The sequence below is a fragment of the Rheinheimera baltica DSM 14885 genome, assembly GCF_000425345.1.
Classification (GTDB): domain Bacteria; phylum Pseudomonadota; class Gammaproteobacteria; order Enterobacterales; family Alteromonadaceae; genus Alishewanella; species Alishewanella baltica.
In genome coordinates, this window is record NZ_AUDG01000014.1 from 40078 (window position 1) to 59792 (window position 19715).

Annotated in this window: 11 protein-coding genes; 10 read left to right on the forward strand and 1 reads right to left on the reverse strand. The window is 48.4% G+C overall.

What is annotated here, in order from left to right:
- Positions 1–62: 62 nt before the first annotated feature.
- From H595_RS0107155 to H595_RS0107180, 6 genes are all read left to right on the forward strand, one after another.
- On the forward strand, positions 63–2633 hold the full coding sequence (locus tag H595_RS0107155; protein ID WP_027670598.1) for an early set domain-containing protein: 2571 nt from the start codon (positions 63–65) through the stop codon (positions 2631–2633).
- Between the two features lie 121 nt (positions 2634–2754).
- Positions 2755–4557 carry a tetratricopeptide repeat protein gene (locus H595_RS21800; protein ID WP_084153511.1) on the forward strand — a complete coding sequence of 601 codons (1803 nt, stop codon included), beginning with the start codon at positions 2755–2757 and terminating at the stop codon, positions 4555–4557.
- Between the two features lie 105 nt (positions 4558–4662).
- Complete coding sequence (locus tag H595_RS0107165; RefSeq protein ID WP_027670599.1) at positions 4663–8847, forward strand: alpha-1,6-glucosidase domain-containing protein; 4185 nt, start codon at positions 4663–4665, stop codon at positions 8845–8847.
- Between the two features lie 186 nt (positions 8848–9033).
- Entirely contained in the window at positions 9034–9447 is a 414-nt protein-coding gene (locus H595_RS0107170) for a helix-turn-helix domain-containing protein (protein ID WP_240474842.1), read from the forward strand.
- The gene (gene malQ, locus H595_RS0107175) at positions 9434–11572 is read left to right on the forward strand and encodes a 4-alpha-glucanotransferase (RefSeq protein WP_027670601.1); all 2139 of its coding nucleotides are present in this window, start codon (positions 9434–9436) and stop codon (positions 11570–11572) included. The genes H595_RS0107170 and malQ overlap by 14 nt, the downstream gene beginning before the upstream one ends.
- Before the next feature lie 305 nt (positions 11573–11877).
- Positions 11878–12567, forward strand: a complete 690-nt coding sequence (locus tag H595_RS0107180) for an outer membrane beta-barrel protein (RefSeq protein ID WP_027670602.1) — start codon at positions 11878–11880, stop codon at positions 12565–12567.
- Positions 12568–12640: 73 nt separating this feature from the next.
- Here H595_RS0107180 and H595_RS0107185 read toward each other — a convergent pair whose 3' ends face one another.
- On the reverse strand, positions 12641–14704 hold the full coding sequence (locus H595_RS0107185) for a M13 family metallopeptidase (protein WP_027670603.1): 2064 nt from the start codon (positions 14702–14704) through the stop codon (positions 12641–12643).
- Positions 14705–14932: 228 nt separating this feature from the next.
- Between H595_RS0107185 and H595_RS0107190 the strand changes: the two genes are divergently transcribed.
- The 4 genes from H595_RS0107190 (at position 14933) to H595_RS0107205 (ending at position 19660) form a co-directional block, all read left to right on the forward strand.
- Positions 14933–15346 carry a DUF350 domain-containing protein gene (locus H595_RS0107190; RefSeq protein ID WP_027670604.1) on the forward strand — a complete coding sequence of 138 codons (414 nt, stop codon included), beginning with the start codon at positions 14933–14935 and terminating at the stop codon, positions 15344–15346.
- A gap of 10 nt (positions 15347–15356) precedes the next feature.
- Positions 15357–16004, forward strand: a complete 648-nt coding sequence (locus H595_RS0107195; RefSeq protein WP_027670605.1) for a DUF1190 domain-containing protein — start codon at positions 15357–15359, stop codon at positions 16002–16004.
- 6 nt (positions 16005–16010) lie between these two features.
- Complete coding sequence (locus H595_RS0107200) at positions 16011–17159, forward strand: glutathionylspermidine synthase family protein (protein WP_027670606.1); 1149 nt, start codon at positions 16011–16013, stop codon at positions 17157–17159.
- A 362-nt stretch (positions 17160–17521) separates the two neighbouring features.
- Positions 17522–19660: a glycosyl hydrolase family 18 protein gene (locus H595_RS0107205; protein ID WP_027670607.1), complete on the forward strand. Its 2139-nt coding sequence runs from the start codon at positions 17522–17524 to the stop codon at positions 19658–19660.
- Positions 19661–19715: the final 55 nt, after the last annotated feature.

Genomic DNA, 19715 nt, shown 5'->3' on the forward strand with positions numbered 1-19715 from the left:
CATTTATTTAAAATAGCACCTGAAAATAACCAAAAAAAGAAAGTTTTAAGGAGTTATTTGCTATGAGTTTACAATATAAGCCGCTTTCTCTTGTGGCTTTGGCGACTACTGCTGTGCTGTACGGCTGCGGTAGCGACGATTCCGTAGAGAAAACTTACGTCTACGACGACGCCACGAAAACGGGGTTGTGGTGTCCGTTGCCGCAAATCGTGCAAACGGTTGATGCAGACTATTATCCATTAAGCGCAGATGAAATTGCCGCGCTTAAAGCTGCCGCTATGGCTCGTGACGGTGCCGCCTTTGATGCTGCCGAGTTCAATGCTTACACTTACGACTACGACGGCATTAATCTATTTGATGTGTTAGGCCTAACACTGGCAGAGAAAGCGCGTCAGGTTACTGCTAAAGCAGAAGCCCGTGCATTCAAAGTGTCACAAGGACAGCAGGACATCTTTGGTGATGGTTTCGACGCCTGGTTTGACAGCTGGTTTGCCTCAGTACCCCTTACAGATTATCTGGGTAAGTCTGAGCGTTTAAGCAAAGCGAGCCGTGGTAATGAACTGAGTTTAAGTTCAGCTAATAATAGCGAAGAAATTTGTTATACACCACCAGCCGCTTGTCCGAATTATCTCGTGCCGGATGAGACAGGCACGTTCAGCTGTATTGCGCCACTGGATAACCCGTTGGCGGAAGAGCAACCAACCGTAGGCTATATGGCGCCAGCTGGCAAAGCCGCTATTTTCTACCGCAGTGCCCAACATATTACCGACGGTGATAACACTGAGGTTTATAAAGACCTAACCATACACACCTGGAACGACCCAGACTGTACTGCCTATCAAGACGAAAGCACCACTGACTGGGGCGTTGGTAAACCTGCCGCGGGTATAGACCCGAATTACGGTATGTACTGGACGATGGATCTGCTGGATTCGCCGGATCAGTGCGGCAATATGATTGTTTACAACAGAGTATCTGGCGCCAAACGGATTTCTGAAGCCGATTTACGTGTGCCGCTGGCCAATTCCGGTCATTTAGCCAACCTGGACAAAATGTCATACCTGCAGGATGGCATTACGGCAAACAACTACGACGGTAGACTGTATGCCAACCCACACCCACTGCTGGGCGCTGCTGCTGGCGGTAGCAAAGCTTGTGGCTGGGGTTTAGAGCTGGATGTTACCGGCGAAGTCTGTGTTGGTCAGGCGCTGGCGGCTCAATGTCCGGCAGGCACCATAGCAGTAGGTGAAGGCCAGGAAGAAATTGCATCAAAATGTATTCTTGAGTTCGACCCCGCAGCAACCACATTGTACTTACGCGGCGGCTTTAACGACTGGCTCACAACCAACCAACTAGCTTATACCAACGGTAAGTTCCGACTCAACTTTAGCTATGGTTCGCACCCAGTAAGTGCCACACCGGCAGAAGATGGTACGGTAAACTATGGCTTTAAAATCGCTGATGCTGTCTGGTCAGAAGCTACTACATTTGGCGCTATCAAAGGCGGTGATAGCCCGGCAGTGGGTAGTGAAGTTGCCCTGACAGCCGGTAACGGTGTTGGCCAGGATATGTTTATTGGCCTAAAAGAAGATACCATTTATCAATATGTGCTAAATGCCACTAACCCGGCAGCTGTCACACTTAAGATCAATGAAGTGCCATTGGCCGTGTTCCCGGTGATGACTATTGACGGTGAAATGGTTGAACTGGAATACAGTGGCGCGGGCCAATTTAGTAGCCGGATGTCGTTAGCTCCTGACACCTATAGCATTAGCATTGCCGACATGGATGCAGGTTTTGCTGTTGGTGCAGGTACCGACACCACTGTGGTATTGAATCAGCCTTATCCATTGGTTACTGCTGGTTCAGCACTTAGTCTGGCGGTAGGTCAACAGAATGAATACGACTTTATTCTGGATTTATCAACACCTGATATGCCAACGCTGGAAGTTAAACCAGGTAAACCATTGGGTAACACCGCAGTATTTATCCGCGGTTCATTAAATGACTGGCTTGCACCAGCATCTGATGAAATCGTATTTGACGATGCCAGTCGTTCTTATTCGGTTATCTATGGCCTGGAAGCGTCTGAGAATGCGTATCAATTTAAGTTTGCCAGTGAAGATTGGTCAACGGTTGACATGGGCTATAGCGCCTTTGATATGTCAGCAGATGCGGATGCTATTCCATTAACTGATGTTGGCGGCAATATTGGTATTAAAGTCGATAAATCAAGCTCTTACCTGTTTAAACTGGATTTTAACGGCGCGAAGCCTGTGCTGAAAGTGTCAGAACTGCCAATATACATACGTGGTGGTATGAATGACTGGCTTGAAGAGGACCAGTTGGCCTTTAACGCGACTAATGCGGCTAACAGCAACGAAGCTGGCCATGTTTATGTTAGGACCATAGCGTTAACCACTGACAATGTGTTCTTTAAAGTGGCTACCGCAGATTGGTCGACCGTTAACTTGGGTGCGCCAACTGATGATGGCTTGGCTGTTGAAATTGGCCAAGAAGTATCACTGGCTGCGTCTAACGGCAATCTGGCCATTATGCCGTCTGTGGCAGGCGATTATAAGTTCAGCTTCGACCTGACCAACAAAACGCTGGTAATTACCGGCCCTAACTAAGGCCAGCTAGCGCAATAATAAAGGCCAGAGCGCGAATATGCCTCTGGCCTTTTTTCTGTCTGTAACGTTTTGCCGTCCATATGCCGGCAGGTAACGGTGCAATTCTATAGCGCAGGAGCTAATGATGCATTATAAACGGCCACTGTTTTACTTTATTGCCCTGCTGCTGCCAATACTTATACTAGGGTTGGCTGAGCTTGGCTTGCGTGCAACAGGCTACGGCAACAGCTACCCGTTATTTATTCCAAGCCAGCATTCGAGTGGCTACATCGAACCCAATCAGCAGTTAATACAACGCTATTTTGCACCTGGTAAGGCGCCGAAACTAAGCATGGATACCCAGCTGGTGCTAGCCACAAAGCCAGCGGACAGCTTTCGCATTGTGGTACAAGGCGGCTCTACCGCTGCAGGCTTTCCTTATGGTCGCTGGGGTTCCCTGCAGGCCCTGCTGCAGCAACGCTTTAAACGCAGTTATCCTGAAAAAAATATCGAAGTGATCAATACCGCTATGGCGGCAATAAACAGTTACAGCCTGCTGGACTTTCAAGCCGAAATTGTCGCATTGCAACCCGATTTGGTATTGGTGTACACCGGACATAATGAATTTTTGGGCCTACTGGGTGCAGGCTCTGCTTTAAGCGTCGCCAGCAGCCGTGGCGGTACCTTGCTGTATTTAAAACTTCGAAACTTGCGGCTATTTCAGCTGATGCAGTCTCTATTGCAAACGTTTTCACCCACTGCTACCGCCGACACCGATCAGCGTAGCCTGATGGCAAAGATTGCCCAAGGGGCTGACATTGCAAGCGAAAGCCCGCTATATCAGGAAACACTAAAGCAGTTTCAGCAAAATTTAGCTCTATTACTTCAAGGCTATCAGCAAGCACAGATACCGGTAATGCTCAGTACGCTGGTGAGCAATGAACGCGATTTAGTGCCGTTCTCTGCAATTGGCATCACAGACTGGCAGGCATTAACGCAACAACTCAGTACATCAGCAACTCTACCGAGCGCCGTGTTACAACACAAAGCCGCTTATGCTTTTGTGCAGGGTCTACAGGCGCTGCAACAAGACGATGCTGTTGCCGCACTGGCCTGGTTAAAACAGGCTCGCGATGATGACAGCCTACGCTTTCGGGCGCCGTCGGCCTTTAACAGCATAATACGTTCGGCAGCCCACACGTATCACGCCACTCTGGTTGATACCGAGCAGTTGTTTCGCCAGCACAGCACTAACGGTATTGTCGGCAATAGCTTGCTGCTTGAGCATGTCCATCCTACTGCGCAAGGTTATAGCTTATTGGCTGAAGCGTTTTACCAAGCAATCCGCCAGAGCAATATGTTAGGCGGCGCCATCAGCGCAAACCATGCCGCTATACCAGAAGTGGATATTCCGCTAACCGAATTGGATCAACGATATGCTGCGCTGAAAATAACCAACTTGATGCGTCAGTACCCATTTCGCCAGCCCGACCTACCGCCAGTACCATTCGAAGCACGCGATGCGCTGGACAAATTAGTGCAACAAAGGTTGGCGGGGGTCGACTGGCTAAGCACGCAGCAGGCACTTATCGAGCATTATCTGCGCCAGCAAGATATCGTCAATGCCAGCAAAGCGATGGCGATGCTGGCTGATGCCCTACCGTTTGATGCTTTGCTGTGGCGAGACACCGGCATGTACTACATGCAACTGCAGCAACTGCAGCTGGCAAATTACTACCTGCACCATGCGCTACAACTGGCGCCTGGCAATGTGCGGTTTCTACTACCTTTGGCGCAGTTGTATTTTATGCAGCAACGCTTGGATGACAGCTTACTCTTGCTGCAACAGGCAAAAAAACTTGCCCCTGATGACCCACGTATTCAGCGCTTTACCGACAAAGTCACTCAAGCAAAGGTGGCAACCTTAAGTACGCATAAAAAATGACCGGCTACATACGTATTCATCACCAGTTGAATGCCGACTGGCTCTATAGTCTTAATCACAACTGGCATTAGCCAGACATAAAAAGAAAAAAGACAGGGTAAACATATGAACGCAATCTTTCTCGCTCAACCCGCCTGGCGTGGGACAGTGCTGCTCTTGGGCACCTTACTTACAGCCTGCGGCGGAGGCTCAAGTGACACAACCACTACACCAAGCTGCCCGACAGGACAAATCTATGACAACCAGCAAGATCGTTGTGTTGTTGTTAATACAGCCCCCCAAATTACGTCTGCGGCTACCCTTAGCATTGCCGCTGAACAAGTCAACGGTACTGTGGTGTATACCGCAACAGCCACTGATGCACAAAGCCAAACTATCAGCTGGCAACTTACCGATAGTAAGGCGATTTTTAGCCTGAATGCCAGCAGCGGTGCTTTAACCATTAACAGTGCTGCAAATGCATTGGCTGCGGCAGGCAGTAGTTACAGTATTACGCTAAAAGCAACTGATAGTGCGGGCGCTAGTAGCAACCTTAATGTAGAAGTGACTATTGCCGCCGCGGTAGTCGCTACAGGTCCATCAGTGGTGCCCAGTGCTAGCCAGGGTGTAATCTATTACTTTCGCCCCGACGGTAACTATGACGGCTGGATCCTGCATGCGTGGAATAATAGCAGCTGCAATGCTTACGCAAGCCTGGGTGATGATGAAGGCACCGAGTGGACAACCGGACTAACGCCCGATGGTGTTGATGATATGTACGGCGCTTATTGGCTATTTGATACCAAAGCCGGTGCCAGCTGTGCAAACTTTATTGTACATAAAGGCGATGCCAAAGAACCTGACAACAATGACCAGAAACTGACTTTCAGCACCGCACGTTGGGCCTTTGTTGTCGCCGGCGTAGGTATTTTTACTGATCCTGCCGATGTGGTATTTGAGCCTGGCTTTAGCATTACTAACGCTGCAGGACACTGGCTGGACAGCGAAACACTGTTATGGAACCAAGACAGCAGCAGCGTTAAGTTGTTAGCGTCTGGCACAGGCAACTTAGATGACAGCTTTACCGCAGATTTAACCTTGCCGTTAAGCCCCACCAGCCTGACTGCGCAACAACGTGCCCGGGTACCTCATTTGGCCGACTGGCATGCTTACGCGTTAAACGCTACCCCTGAGCAATTAACACAATTGGTAAAATCACAGCTGGTCATTGCGGCTTTCGACAACGAAGATCAACCGATTACTGCCAGCTACGTACAGCAGGCTAAAGCGCTTGATAGCCTGTACACTTCAGGCAGTAATGATGCTGACGAGCAAACGCTGGGGTTGAGCTATCAGACCGATACCATAGTGGTAAAAACCTGGGCACCAACGGCTCAGCAACTGCAACTGAAGGTCTATAACGCTGACAAAACGCAATTTGCCAGTTACCCGATGCAAGAAGGTGCCGACGGCGTATGGCAGTATGCTGCGCCAATTAGTGTTGATCGCAAATACTATCAGTTTGAGGTGGCCGCTTATCATCCGTTGACCCGCCGATTAGAAGTAATGACAGCCACCGATCCCTATTCGGTTAATACGTCTGCCAATGGTCGTTATTCACAGTTTGTAAACCTGACCGATGCCGATTTGTACCCTGCAGGTTGGAATGGTCGGGCAGTACCTACCGTCGATGCGCCAGAAGATGCGGTAATACTGGAAGCTCACCTACGTGACCTTACCATTTTAGACGATACCACCAGCGAGGCTAATCGGGGCAAATATTTAGCCATCACCGAACCAGGCACGGCGGCACGTGTTTACTTACAGGAAATGGCCGATGCCGGTGCAACGCACTTTCATATGCTGCCAGCAAATGATATTGCCACTATTGAGGAACGTCCGTCGCAACAGCTAAGCCTGCAAAATACCGTAAGCGAATTATGCCAGCGCGTGGCCGATGCCCCGGTATGCGGTTCAGTCAGTGGCAGCAGCACCTTATTGGAAGCCTTTAACAGCTTTGACCCTGCCAGCACTGATGCCGCTGCGTTAGCGCAGTCTATGCGGGGTGTTGATGGCTTTAACTGGGGGTACGACCCACATCATTTTAATGTTATTGAAGGTAGCTACGCCAGCGACCCAGACAGTGTTGCCCGTATCGTTGAATTTCGTCAAATGGTGCAAACCCTGCAAGCCATTGGTTATCGCGTGGTTTTGGATGTGGTGTACAACCATACCTCATCGTCTGGCCTGAATGACAATTCAGTATTCGATAAGTTGGTACCAGGTTACTACCATCGCTATAACGAAGTGAGTGGTGAAATAGAACGCTCAACTTGCTGCGAAAATACCGCGACAGAACACCGTATGATGGCGAAGTTTATTATTGAGTCATTAGTGCACTGGGCCGACGCGTTTGGTTTGGACGGCTTCCGCTTTGACATCATGGGGCATTTACCGGCGCAGCTTATTATTGATGCACGCAGCGCAGTAGCGGCTGTAGATGCCGATACCTATTTTTACGGTGAAGGCTGGAATTTTGGTGAAGTGGCGAATAACCGCTTGTTTGTGCAAGCAACTCAAGCCAACTTAGCCAATACTGAAGTTGGAACCTTTAACGACCGACCGCGAGATACCCTGCGCGATGCCGCGCTGTCACAAAATAGCGTTAATTTGCAAAATGCCGATCATATCCGCTTAGGTTTAGCCGGCACGCTGCGCGACTACGTTTTAGAAGACAAAGACGGCCAACGTCGCGAAGGCTATCGTTTCTCCCAGTCGTCTTATGCGGACGACCCGGCAGATATTATTAACTATGTCGACAAACACGATAACGAAACACTGTGGGACAAACTGCAATATGCCCTGCCAGATGCTATGTCAGCGGATAACCGCCGCCGTGTGCATAATTTAACCGCAGCCATACCGTTACTAAGCCAGGGCATCCCCTTTTTCCAGCTGGGTATTGACCACCTGCGCTCTAAATCTCTAGATCGCAACAGTTACGACTCTGGCGACTGGTTTAACCGTGTGCATTATGATGGCAACAGCAACAACTGGAACGTTGGCTTGCCAATGGCGCAAGATAATCCAGATCAAAACCGTATCGCGGCGCTGAACGCCAATAGCAATACCGCTGTTGATAGCAACATTATAGGTACATCACGCCAGGTGTTTGCCGAATTCTTACAGATCCGCCGTGATAGTCCATTGCTGCGTTTACGAAATGCCGCTGATGTTATCGACAGAGTAGGCTTTTACAATACCGGCCCAACACAAACGCCCGGTGTGATTGCCATGAGCCTGGATGATGGTATTGGTTTAAGCGACATAGACCCTGCAGTTGACGCTATGCTGGTGATAATTAACGGCACTAACGCAGCCATTCAACACACTATTGCTGCCGCGGCAGGTTTCGAGTTGCATCCGTTACAACAACAATCTGCTGATGCTCAAACGCGTCTGGCAGCCGCTGCCAATGGCGTGTTTAGCGTGCCAGCTTTTACCGCTGCGGTGTTTGTTAAACCGCAACAGGGCGCACAAGGCACTGGCTTGCCAGCAGATCCGGATGGGTTCAGCTCACCATATGGTGATGCTATTTTGTTTAGCCGCGGCTTTGGTGCTGATACCACTCCACTAGAGTACGACAACTCAGGCCGTTATAGCGTGTTGATAACGCTAACGTCTGGCAGCTATCAGTTTGATATCAGTGACAATGACAGCATTACACTGGGTAATGCCGAACTAGACGTTGCTGCTGGCTCAATTGCATTAGGTTCAGCTGGCAATTTGTTTAGCGTACAACTGGATACGGCAGGCAGCTATAAGTTGCTGTTGGATGTCACCACGCCAACGCCGCAAATTAGCCTGACGCTTAACAACGCTTTAGTTGACTGCGCCTTACCAGACTCTTCAGAACCAGCACCGTTTGCAGTTGCAGGTTCAGGGCAGTTATACGTACGCGGTAGTCATTCTGGTTGGGATGCCACCCCTGCGTATCGCATGAGTTACAAAGGCGAGAACAAGTACCAGGCCGTTGCAGATTTTGATGGCGAGTTTGAGTTCAAACTGGCATCGGATGATGGTAGCTGGACTACGCAGTTATGGGCTCAGGATGCCAGTGGCAACATTGATACCAGCAGCCTGACACCAGGTGCAGTTTATCCCGTGGCATACAACGACGCTGGCACCAGCAATAACCGCACAAATCTGGCCGCTGGGCGCTATAGCTTTACGTTGCAGCTAGACAGTGCTAATCCGCCTCGCGGTAGTGCGGTGGGTAGTCTGCAAATTGACCAATGCACACAACCTTAAACTGAGCAGCAACCCCGTTTACCGTGCGGGGTTGCTGTAAATTTAAGCACTAGGGCAACTATTTTAGTTGCATACGTATGCAGCAGGTTTAATAAGAATACAACGTTGATTTATGCTTAAACGGCTTCGCTGCACAGGTTAAAAAACCTTTTGGCGGGCGACCGTTTCATCGCCATAGGAGCGACAGTGAACAGCAACAGCGCAGCATCTTCGTCTGCACAATTACTGCGGGAAGTGCGTCAACATATTCGTCAACAACTGCCTAAGCAACCGTCGCTGGATATGGTTGCTACAGCATTACACATTAGTAACCGTACACTGCAACGCTTGTTGCAACAGCAGCAAACCCGGTTTCGTGATTTGCTGGCACATTGCCGCCATCAAGCCGCTTTGCACTATCTGGCTAATAGCGATCTCAGCCTGCAACAAATTGCTTATCAACTCGGGTTTGAAGAGCAAAGCAGTTTTCAAAAAGCATTTAAGTGCTGGCAAGGCTGTTCACCGGGTGTTTTTCGTCAGCACAAACAAGCAGCCGTTAACTGGTCACAACACAATAAGGCGCACCATGCGCAGTTACAGGTGAATTATGGAATTAATTAAGCAACTCGCTGCTTTAGCGGGTCTGCAAGACAGCTATGTGCATGCCCAAGGCCACACTGAAGTGATTGACCTGGACAAACAGCAAGCCATATTGCTGGCAATGGGCTTTGACTTATCCTCTGATCAAACGATTCAACAACAGATAGACCAATTGACAGAGCAGCCCTGGTTGGAGGTTATTCCGCCAGTAACCGTCTGCGAGTATGGCCAACCTGTGCAGGTGCGGTTACAACAGTTACAACATGCCGCTGTTAGCGACTGGCAATGGCAAATTACCACAGAAGATTTGCAGGTATTTAGCGGTAAGATCAGTGTCAATGCCAGTGATATTGCTGCCAAGCAGCAAACCCGTCAAGGTGTTGTACTGGCAGCAAACCTGAGCATCGATGTCAGCCTGGAGCTGGGTTACCACCAACTTGAGTTTAGTAGTGGTGTACACACTTACCAACAGCAGCTTATTGTTACACCACAGCGCTGCTTTCAGCTGCACGATAAAGCCGTACTGCACAAAACCTTTGGTCCGGCCATTCAACTGTATGCGGTAAAATCGGCACGAAATTGGGGTATTGGCGACTTTGCAGATTTACAGCAGATGGTCGCAACACTTGCCGTACAGGGTGTTGATTTTATTGGCCTTAACCCACTACATGCACTTTATCCAGAACTACCGCAAGACTGCAGCCCTTACAGCCCCAACAGCAGATTGTGGCTTAATACTGAATATGTTGCGCTGGAAATGACAGAAGAATACTCCTTTTGTCTTGAGGCGCAGCGGCTATTTGACTCTGCTGATTTTCAGCAACGCTTGCAGCAGGCCCGAAGTTGCAGCGATGTTGACTACGTTTCAGTCGCAGCATTAAAAAAACAGATATCGGTGTTACTCTTTCAGCAGTTTAAACAACAGCACTTACAGCAAGACACGGTAAGGGCCAAACAATTTCAACGCTTTGTCCAGGATAGCGGCGATAGTTTACGCCAGCTTGCTATTCATCAGGTGTTACAGGGTCAGCTGTTTGAACAAGACTGGAGCATGGCGGCGTGGCAGAACTTCCCTACTGAGCTTCGTGACCCAAGCAGTCAGGCTGTTGCCGACTTTGCACACCAGCATCAAGATGCCATCGACCGCCTACTGTATCTGCAATGGCAAGCGCAGCAACAACTGGCTGATGTGAAACGTGCATGTCAGAAACATGGTATGGCGATTGGTTTGTATTGTGATGTCGCCGTTGGCGCCAGTCGAAGCAGTGCTGAAAGCTGGGGTGCACCAGAAGACTTTCTAATGAACCTGAGTGTCGGCGCGCCCGCTGACATTATGGCGCCTAAAGGCCAAAACTGGGGATTGCTGGCTTATAACCCAAGAACCTTGCGACAAAAGGCTTACAAACCCTTTATTGACCTTATTCAGGCCAATATGCGTTATGCCGGCGCTTTGAGGCTCGACCACGTTATGGCATTGTTGCGCTTATGGTGCTGCCCTATTGGCACTGATGCCACAGCGGGCGCTTACATTCGCTTTCCAGCAGCAGATTTGTTTGCCATTTTAGCGTTGGAAAGTCAGCGCAATAGCTGTGTTGTGATTGGTGAAGACTTAGGCACGGTACCGGTAGAAATTAGTCATTTAATGGCACAGTATCAGGTGTTGTCATACCGGGTATTTATGTTAGAGCAAAAAGCCGGTAGTTATGATCATGCCGCGCAAACCTACCCGGAATTAGCCCTGGCTACCGTGACGACACATGACATGCCAACACTGGTAGGCTACTGGCAACAACATGACTTAGCCCTGCGCCATCAGCTGGATTTATTTCCCAATGCTCAGGTAGCCGATAGCCTGCATCAATTGCGTGCAGATGAAAAACAGTTGATGAGTCAACGTTTACAGTTGACTGAGGGCGATTTTGCCAGCCTGATCCATAAAAGCCACTTATTTGCTGCGCAGCAACCGGCAAAATTACTGGCTTTCCAATTGGAAGACTTATTGTTAATGGAAACACCGGTAAATATTCCGGGCACCAGCACTGAGTACCCAAACTGGCAGCGAAAACTGGTAAAAAATATAGATGAAATTTTAGCCGACACGTCAGTAAAACAATTGATTGATGCGATAAGACAAGCACGCCACTGATCATCACTGAGTGATGTAAAGGGCAGCGTTTCAGCTGCCCTTTTTGTCGTCAAATCACGGCATTATACTGCGGCAAAAACGAACCTTTCACTCGATAAATTAGAAATTATCTTACATTCACGCTTATTCATTACTAATTCATTTACAGACAATTAGTATGCTGGTCGCACATCAAATAGACAAAATGTTTACTTGGTATAGCTTATTGTTTCGAATGTAAGCTTTAAAACAAAATTATTGCCAAAAATAAGCAATCATGTGATAAAGCGGACCGCATTTTGCTGTTAAATAAAAAAGGACCTTGTATGTTATTTAAAAATGTCGCACTTCTATCAACTTTGCTGGCTTGTGGTGCTGTATATGCAGAGAATACGCCTAGTTATCAATATGTTGAAGGATCAGTTGAACGCATTTCACAATCAGGTGAAGACAGTTTCTCAGAAACAGGTTTTGGCGTAAAAACCGCTTGGCAATTTAGCGAGAACTGGTTTATCGGTGCAAAGTGGGATCGCTTTAGTAGCGACGAATCTGAAAGTGAAAGTTTTGATAACGAGCGATTTAACGAAACAACTGAACTGACGTTAGATCGTTATTATTTAGGGGCGGGTTATATCATACCAGTAAGTGACGTTAGCAATATCAGCGTGGCAGCTTATTTGGGTAGTTATCGTATTTCGGCTAAAACAACGGTTTCAGCTTTTATTGATGACCAACAAATTTTGTCGGAGTCATACAGCGGCAACAGCACTGAAAACTCAGTAAAATTGGAAACCCTATTACGCTCAAATATCAGCGAGCAGCTGGAAGTTTCGGCCAAGGTATTTTATGAATATCTTAATATGTCTCAACTGGATAATAAGAGCCAGTATGGTATTGGTGTAGGCGCGCAGTATCACCTGGGCACTAATTTAGCATTAACTGCTGACGCCACGTATGGCAAGGTGCTGGATGAAAATACGACACAACTTGGTTTGGGCTTACGTTACAACTTCTAACCTGTAACCAAAAACGATTAAAGGGCAGTAATAACTGCCCTTTTCTGCTCTTAATAGATATGTACAGCCCGCTTTACCAGATTTTTACCCGCACTTTTTCATCGCGATACATACCATCGCCAGGTTTAACGTCATACGCCTGATAAAACTGCGGCATGTTAGATAAGGTACCCAGCACTCGGTACATACCCGGAGAGTGTGGTCCGGTAATCATTTGTTGACGCAATGCTTCGTCACGGAATTTAATTCGCCATACTTTCGCCCAACCTTTAAAGAAGCGCTGCTCTGGGGTAAAGCCGTCAATATTGAGGCCACTTTCGCCATTAAGTGAGTTTTGGTACGCCTTATACGACACCGTTAAGCCGCCTAAGTCAGCAATGTTTTCACCCAGCCCCAGTGCTCCTTGTAAATGCAGATCGTCGATGGGATTAAACGCACTATATTGATCAACCATTAACTGAGCTCGTTGCTGAAACTGTGCGGCATCTTGCTCTGTCCACCAGTCGCGTAAGTTTCCATCACCGTCAGACCGGCGGCCCTGATCGTCAAATCCGTGCGTAAACTCGTGGCCAATAACGCCACCAATAGCACCGTAATTAACTGCATCATCGGCATCAACGTTAAAAAACGGCGGTTGCAAAATTGCAGCCGGGAACACAATTTCGTTCATGGTAGAACTGTAATAGGCATTTACTGTTTGCGGTGTCATGCCCCAGTCACTTCGATCAACCGGCTGACCTAGCCGACCAATAGTTCGCTGGTATTCACACTCTGCACTGCGGCGCAGGTTACCTATTAAATCGGCGGCATTAATTTCAACACAGCTGTAATCGCGCCACTTATCGGGATAGCCAATTTTAGTATTAAACTTAGCTAACTTAATTTGTGCCTGCTTTTTAGTTACCGGGCTCATCCACTCCAGCTCATCGATAGACTGGCGAAACGCCACACGCAGGTTTTCAATCATCTTATCCATACGCGCTTTCGCTTCTGGCTTAAAGTATTGCTCTACATACTTTTTACCCACCATAAAACCAAGATTGGTATCAACCAAACTAACCGCTCGTTTTTCGCGTGAACGTTGTTCTTTTAGCCCGTTTAAGGTCGCACCGTAAAAATCAAAGCTGGCGTCGACAAACGCCTTACTCAGGTTATTGGCATTGCTGCGCAGCAAGTGAAATGTTAAATACTGCTGCCATTGCGCCACTGGCGTTTCTGCTTGTAGCTTGGCAAACGCCGTAAAATAACTGGGTTGGCGAACCACCAGCTCACTAACGTCCCCAAGGCCAGCGGCGGTTAAAAAAGCGTGCCAGTCAAAGCCTGGAGCCAGGGCAGTTAGCTCTGTCACCGTTAGCTTATTGTAGGTTGCATTACGATTACGGTTTTCTATGCGTGACCAATGATTAGTGGCAATTTGCTTTTCTAATGCGACAATATTTGCCGCAGCTTGTTGAGCATTTTCCATACCTGCAAGCGTCCACAAGGTGGCAATAAACGCTTGATATTTATTCAGCAGCTCTACGGAGCGCGGATCGTCTTTTAAATAGTAATCACGGTCTGGTAAACCAAGACCACTTTGTGAAGCGCCGGTGATGTATTGGGTTGATTGCTTTTGATCCTGACCAACATACACCACCACTGGTGTACCAACACGATAGCGCTGCCAACTGCCCCACAATTCGGTTAAATCTGCATGTGTTTTAATATTTTCGATGCTGGCTAGCTCGCCACGTAGTGGGTTTAACCCCAACACTTCAGCACGCTCTTCATCGAGAAATGACTGATATAAGTCAGCAATTTTTTGTTCATCTGAGCCAGCGCTATGTTGCTCATCCGCCAGTTGCTGCACAATAGCCAAAACCTGTTGTTCTGCATTTTCGCGCAATTCATCAAAACTTCCCCAGCGGGCTTTATCGGCTGGGATCTCAGTTTTGTCGAGCCAGCTACCATTTACATAACGGAAAAAATCTTGCTGAGGCACCACGGTGGTGTCCATATTAGCCAGTTCAATACCTGAACTTAAGCCTGATGATTGCTGCTGCACAACGGTGCTGTCCTTGGTAGCCGTACTGTTTGAGCAAGACGCCAAACCCAATGCCAGCGCTATACTTAGCGCCACTGTGGTGAGTTTCTTCATGTGTTATTCCTGGTTATTATTTCTATTTGTTATATGTATTTGTTATTTCTGTGTGTTCATGGTTTTAACATTGCCCAGTGTAGGAGCAAGATTATTGCTGTAAAGCTATTAAGGGGTAATTCGGCCACCGGCTGCGACAAATAACCGATAAAAGCAAACCGATATAACTTGAACTACGCAGCGATTTTGCGCAGGATCACCAGCGAATAGTTAATTATAGGAATTACCATGCTAGACACTGCCTTAACATCTCTTACCGGATTGCCTGCATTTGCTGCCTACTTTGTGCTGGCAGTTGTGTTATTACTGGTTTTTGTCCGGCTATATACCTGGGTAACACCACATGACGAGTTTGGTTTAATTCGTGCCAATAATTCAGCAGCAGCGTTAGCATTTGGTGGTGCATTAATCGGCTTCGCCTGGCCACTCTCCAGTGCGATAACCCACTCCATGTCGTTGTTAGATTGTGCGATTTGGGGCGCAATCGCTTTAGTCGTGCAGGTACTGACTTTTCTGCTAACAAGTGCAGCACTAAAACAGCTACCTCAGCGTATTACTCAAGGTGAGCTGGCAGCGGGCATCTTCTCTGCAGCCTGTTCAATTTCGGTCGGTATGCTAAACGCCGCCTGCATGAGCTATTAAGGAGTACCACATGAGTAAGCAATTTAAACGTAGTAAAACCGCCCGTTTAATTATGATGGTGCCTGCTGCAAGTATGGTGTTGGCCGGCTGTGGCGAGAAACCTGTAGACGTTCAGGTATTTAACACGCCTGACGAATGCGCGGCTTACTATAATCCGCCGGCAGAATGCCAAGCGGCCTTTGCAGAGGCTAAGGCGCTGCACCCGCAAGTTGCCCCGCGTTACGCCAACAAGCAGGAATGCGAAACAGACTTTGGTCTCGGCCAATGTGAAACCGCGCCAGTGCTTACGGCAAATAATACGTCGTCAGCCAGTGTTAACGAGCAGCCACAGCAACAAAGCCAACAGAGCAGTGGTTTTTTTATGCCGATGATGATGGGCTTTATGGCGGGACAAATGCTAAACCGCGGTGGCATGGCCAGCGCGCCACAGCAACAAACGGCTAATGCCAGCCGCAGCCCTGTTGCCAACCAACCGCTATATAAATCCCGTGATGATCGCAGTACATTTCGTACCGCTACCAACACAGCGGTAGCCTCTCAACCTGGCGCTACCAGTATTCGCCCGTCTGCAGTTCAACCAAAGCCTGCCGCCATGGCGCGCCGGGGTGGCTTTGGTGCCCAAGCGGCGAAACGCAGTAGCAGCAGTTATGGTGGATAACCTAATATGAAGCGGATTAACAGTAACCCCAGACCCGGCTGGAAAGCCTTTGCCGAAAGCGTCGGCTTTAACTTTCATACCTTTGACGGTGAGCCTTACTGGGATGAAACCGCCTACTATCAGTTTACTCTGTCTCAAATAGAACACGATCTGGAAGCTCCAACCGAAGAGTTGCATCAGATGGCGCTGGATTTAGTCGATGATATTGTCAACGATGAGCAGAAGCTGCAACAACTGGCTATACCTCAACGTTTTTGGGATACGGTGCGCCAAAGCTGGCACAGCCAACAACCCCACCTTTATGGCAGGATGGATTTCAGCTATAACGGCACTGGCCCTGCCAAGCTGCTAGAGCTAAATTACGATACACCTACCTCCTTATATGAAACCGGCTTTTTTCAGTGGGTTTGGTTAGAAGACCAATTAATGCGAGGCGAGCTGCCACAGGGCGCCGACCAGTTCAACTCACTACAGGATAAGTTGCAGCAAGCTTTCAGCGAGCTTAGCCTGCCACAACCATTCTACTTTGCCAGCGTCACTGAAAGCATAGAAGACAAAGGCACCGTTGATTACCTAATGGATATCGCACTGCAAGCCGGGGTTAATTGCCGCTATCTGCAGCTTGAACAATTAGGCGATATTGATGGCCAGCTGGTTGATTTAGACGGTTTTCCAATTCACGGTTTATTTAAATTGTACCCGTGGGAATTTATGTTGCAGGAAGAGTTTTCCAGCACCCTACTCACCAGCCAAACCCAATTTATTGAACCGTTGTGGAAATGCCTGTTATCCAACAAAGGCATATTGCCTTTGCTGTGGCAAAAATATCAGGGACACCCTAACCTTTTACCCGCTTTTTTTGACGATGGCAGTGCATTACAAAGTGGTTGGGTTCGCAAACCACTTTTCTCACGCGAAGGCGCCAATATTGAGTTGGTTGATAGTAGCGGTAAGGTGTTAAAACAAGATGGTCCCTACAACGACAGCGGTTATATCCGTCAGGCATTAGCTTCTTTGCCGCAGTTTGACGACAACTATACGCTAATTGGCAGTTGGGTCGTGGGTGACAGTGCAGCCGGTATCTGCATTCGTGAAGATAACAGCCCTATTACCAAAGACAGCTCGCGTTTTTTACCGCATATTATTGTCGACTGATACTTAACAATGCGTAAGGCGGTATTGCATTCCCTTGCGCATTGTTAACACCTTTCCCTATAACACTTATTTTGGCCCGATCATCTGTAAAAATATCGTCATCTCTTTGTAAAAAGATTTCTCTTAATTTCAACTATTTACACTTCAATCAAATAAATATCATAAAAAAATCTTGTTGATTTTTTGACAACGCTGTCATTTTTGTCATATTCAGCATTGCTCATTTTTCAAACAGCATGGAGCAATATTGTCGGGCGGGAAATAAATAAAATGTGCAATTCAAAGCGTTGTTCGACTGCAGTAAAGTGCAGTGCAACCCCAATAAAAAAATAACTACATAAGCAACACCATTGGAGGAAGTTATGTTTAAACATGCAGTTAAAGGCTGTGGTGGTATTTCACTACTGCTGCTCGCCGCCAGTATTCAGGCCGCGACACCTAATGCCCCGGTTATCAGTTGGATGGCAACAGACTACACCCTGCAAAACGGTAGTGTGCAGGTACCTGTTCGCTGGGATATGTGGTGGGGTACCAATGGAAACAAGTGGTATTTAGCCAAAAATGACAGCGCTGTCTTTGATGGTAGCCTTAGTATCAACGGCCAGAATGCGCAAAACGGTAGCACTAGCTTACTAATCACCCAACCTGGCAGTTATCAGCTGCAAGTCACGTTGTGTCAGGTGAATGGTGCGACTGAGGAATGTGCACAAAGTGGCATAACAACTATTAATGTAAGCGGTAATGCTGGCACTGACCCGGTTGATCCTGACCCTATAGACCCGGATCCAATCGACCCTGATCCGGTTGACCCAGATCCAGTAGACCCTGGCCCAATTGACCCAACTGCACCGGCCAAGCCAGCATTTGGCTGGAGTGAAAATAGCGTTACGCTAACCGGCGCTAGTGTCAGCTTAAACCTGGCTTGGAATATGTGGTGGGGCAACAATGGCAATCTGTGGCAGCTAAAGCAAAACGGTACCGTAGTGCATAGCGCCAGCCTTAGCAGCGCCAGTCCGGCAGCACAAAGTGGCAGCCATAGTGTCAATTTCACCAGCACTGGCAGTTATGACTTTGTTATCAGCCTGTGCCAACAAAGCAGCGATGCACTGCTGTGCACCGACAGCGACGTAAAAACCGTTAATGTGGTGTCAGGTTCCGGTGGCGGCGATAATGGTGGTGGTGACGGCAGCTTCGATCCCTGGACTGATCTGGATATGACCGCCTGGCCACATCCGTTAAAGCAAAATAACGTGGCTTATAACAACACTACCGGTAAAAAAGTCGGTGCTTATTTTGTTGAATGGGGTGTTTATGGCCGCGCCTTTAATGCTGCCGATATTCCAGCAAAAAACCTCACCCACATTTATTATGGTTTTATCCCGCTATGTGGCGACAACCCGTCATTACAAGCCGCTAATCCGCAAGGGTATGCTGCGCTTAACAGCCAATGTGCCGGCAAACCAGACTATTCTGTGGTAGTGCATGATAAATTTGCAGCACTGGAAAAAGGCTACCCAGGTGATGTGTGGGATCAACCAATCCGCGGTATTTTTGCTGAACTGTACCGGCTTAAACAAGCGCACCCGCATATCAAAATTCTACCTTCTGTTGGCGGCTGGACCTTATCTGATCCGTTGTATCAGGTGGGCGTAGACCCAGCAGCACGAGCGGTGTTTATTGATTCGATTATCGATTTTATCCGCACCTACGACTTCTTTGACGGCATTGATATCGACTGGGAATTCCCAGGTGGCGGCGGCGCAACACCAGAGCTTGGCAGTGCACAGGATGGTGCCGGTTTCGCCACCTTAATGCAGGAACTGCGCGCAGCATTGGATGCACTTGAGGTAGAAACCGGTCGCGAATATGAATTAGCGGCGGCAATGTCTGGCGGTGTGGAGAAACTCAGTGTGGTGGACTGGGAAGATGCCGCACCACATATGGATTACATCAACCTGATGACCTACGACTACTATGGCGCCTGGAACGGCGTACTAGGCCATCAAACCGGACTATATCCATCACCGAACTCACCCATTGTTGGCTTTAGCGCCGATGAAGCAGTGCAGTACCTGCTAAACCGTAGCGTTCCAGCGGGGAAAATTGCCTTAGGTGCCGCTATGTATGGTCGCGGCTGGCAGAATGTGTCGGATACCACCGGGGGCAATCCGTTCACCGGCACTGGTGGCGATGGCATTACCGGCGGTTGGGAGCGCGGCATTATGGACTACAAAAAAATCGAAGCCGATTTTATGGGCGGGCCCGATGCCAGCGGCGTTAACGGCTTTACTGTGGGCTGGGATGATACCGCCAAAGCCAGTTATGTCTGGAACCCGACGACCAATACGTTGATTAGTATTGATACCAAGCGTTCGGTGCGTGAAAAAGGCGCATACATACTTCAGCATCAACTGGGGGGTATTTTCGCCTGGGAAATTGATGCCGACAATGGCCATATTTTAAATGCGATGCACGAAGGCTTAGGCCATCCGCAGCAATAACTGATATTGCCGACTGGTTGTCGCAGCGAAGTATAGCGAGAACCGGCTTGCTTTA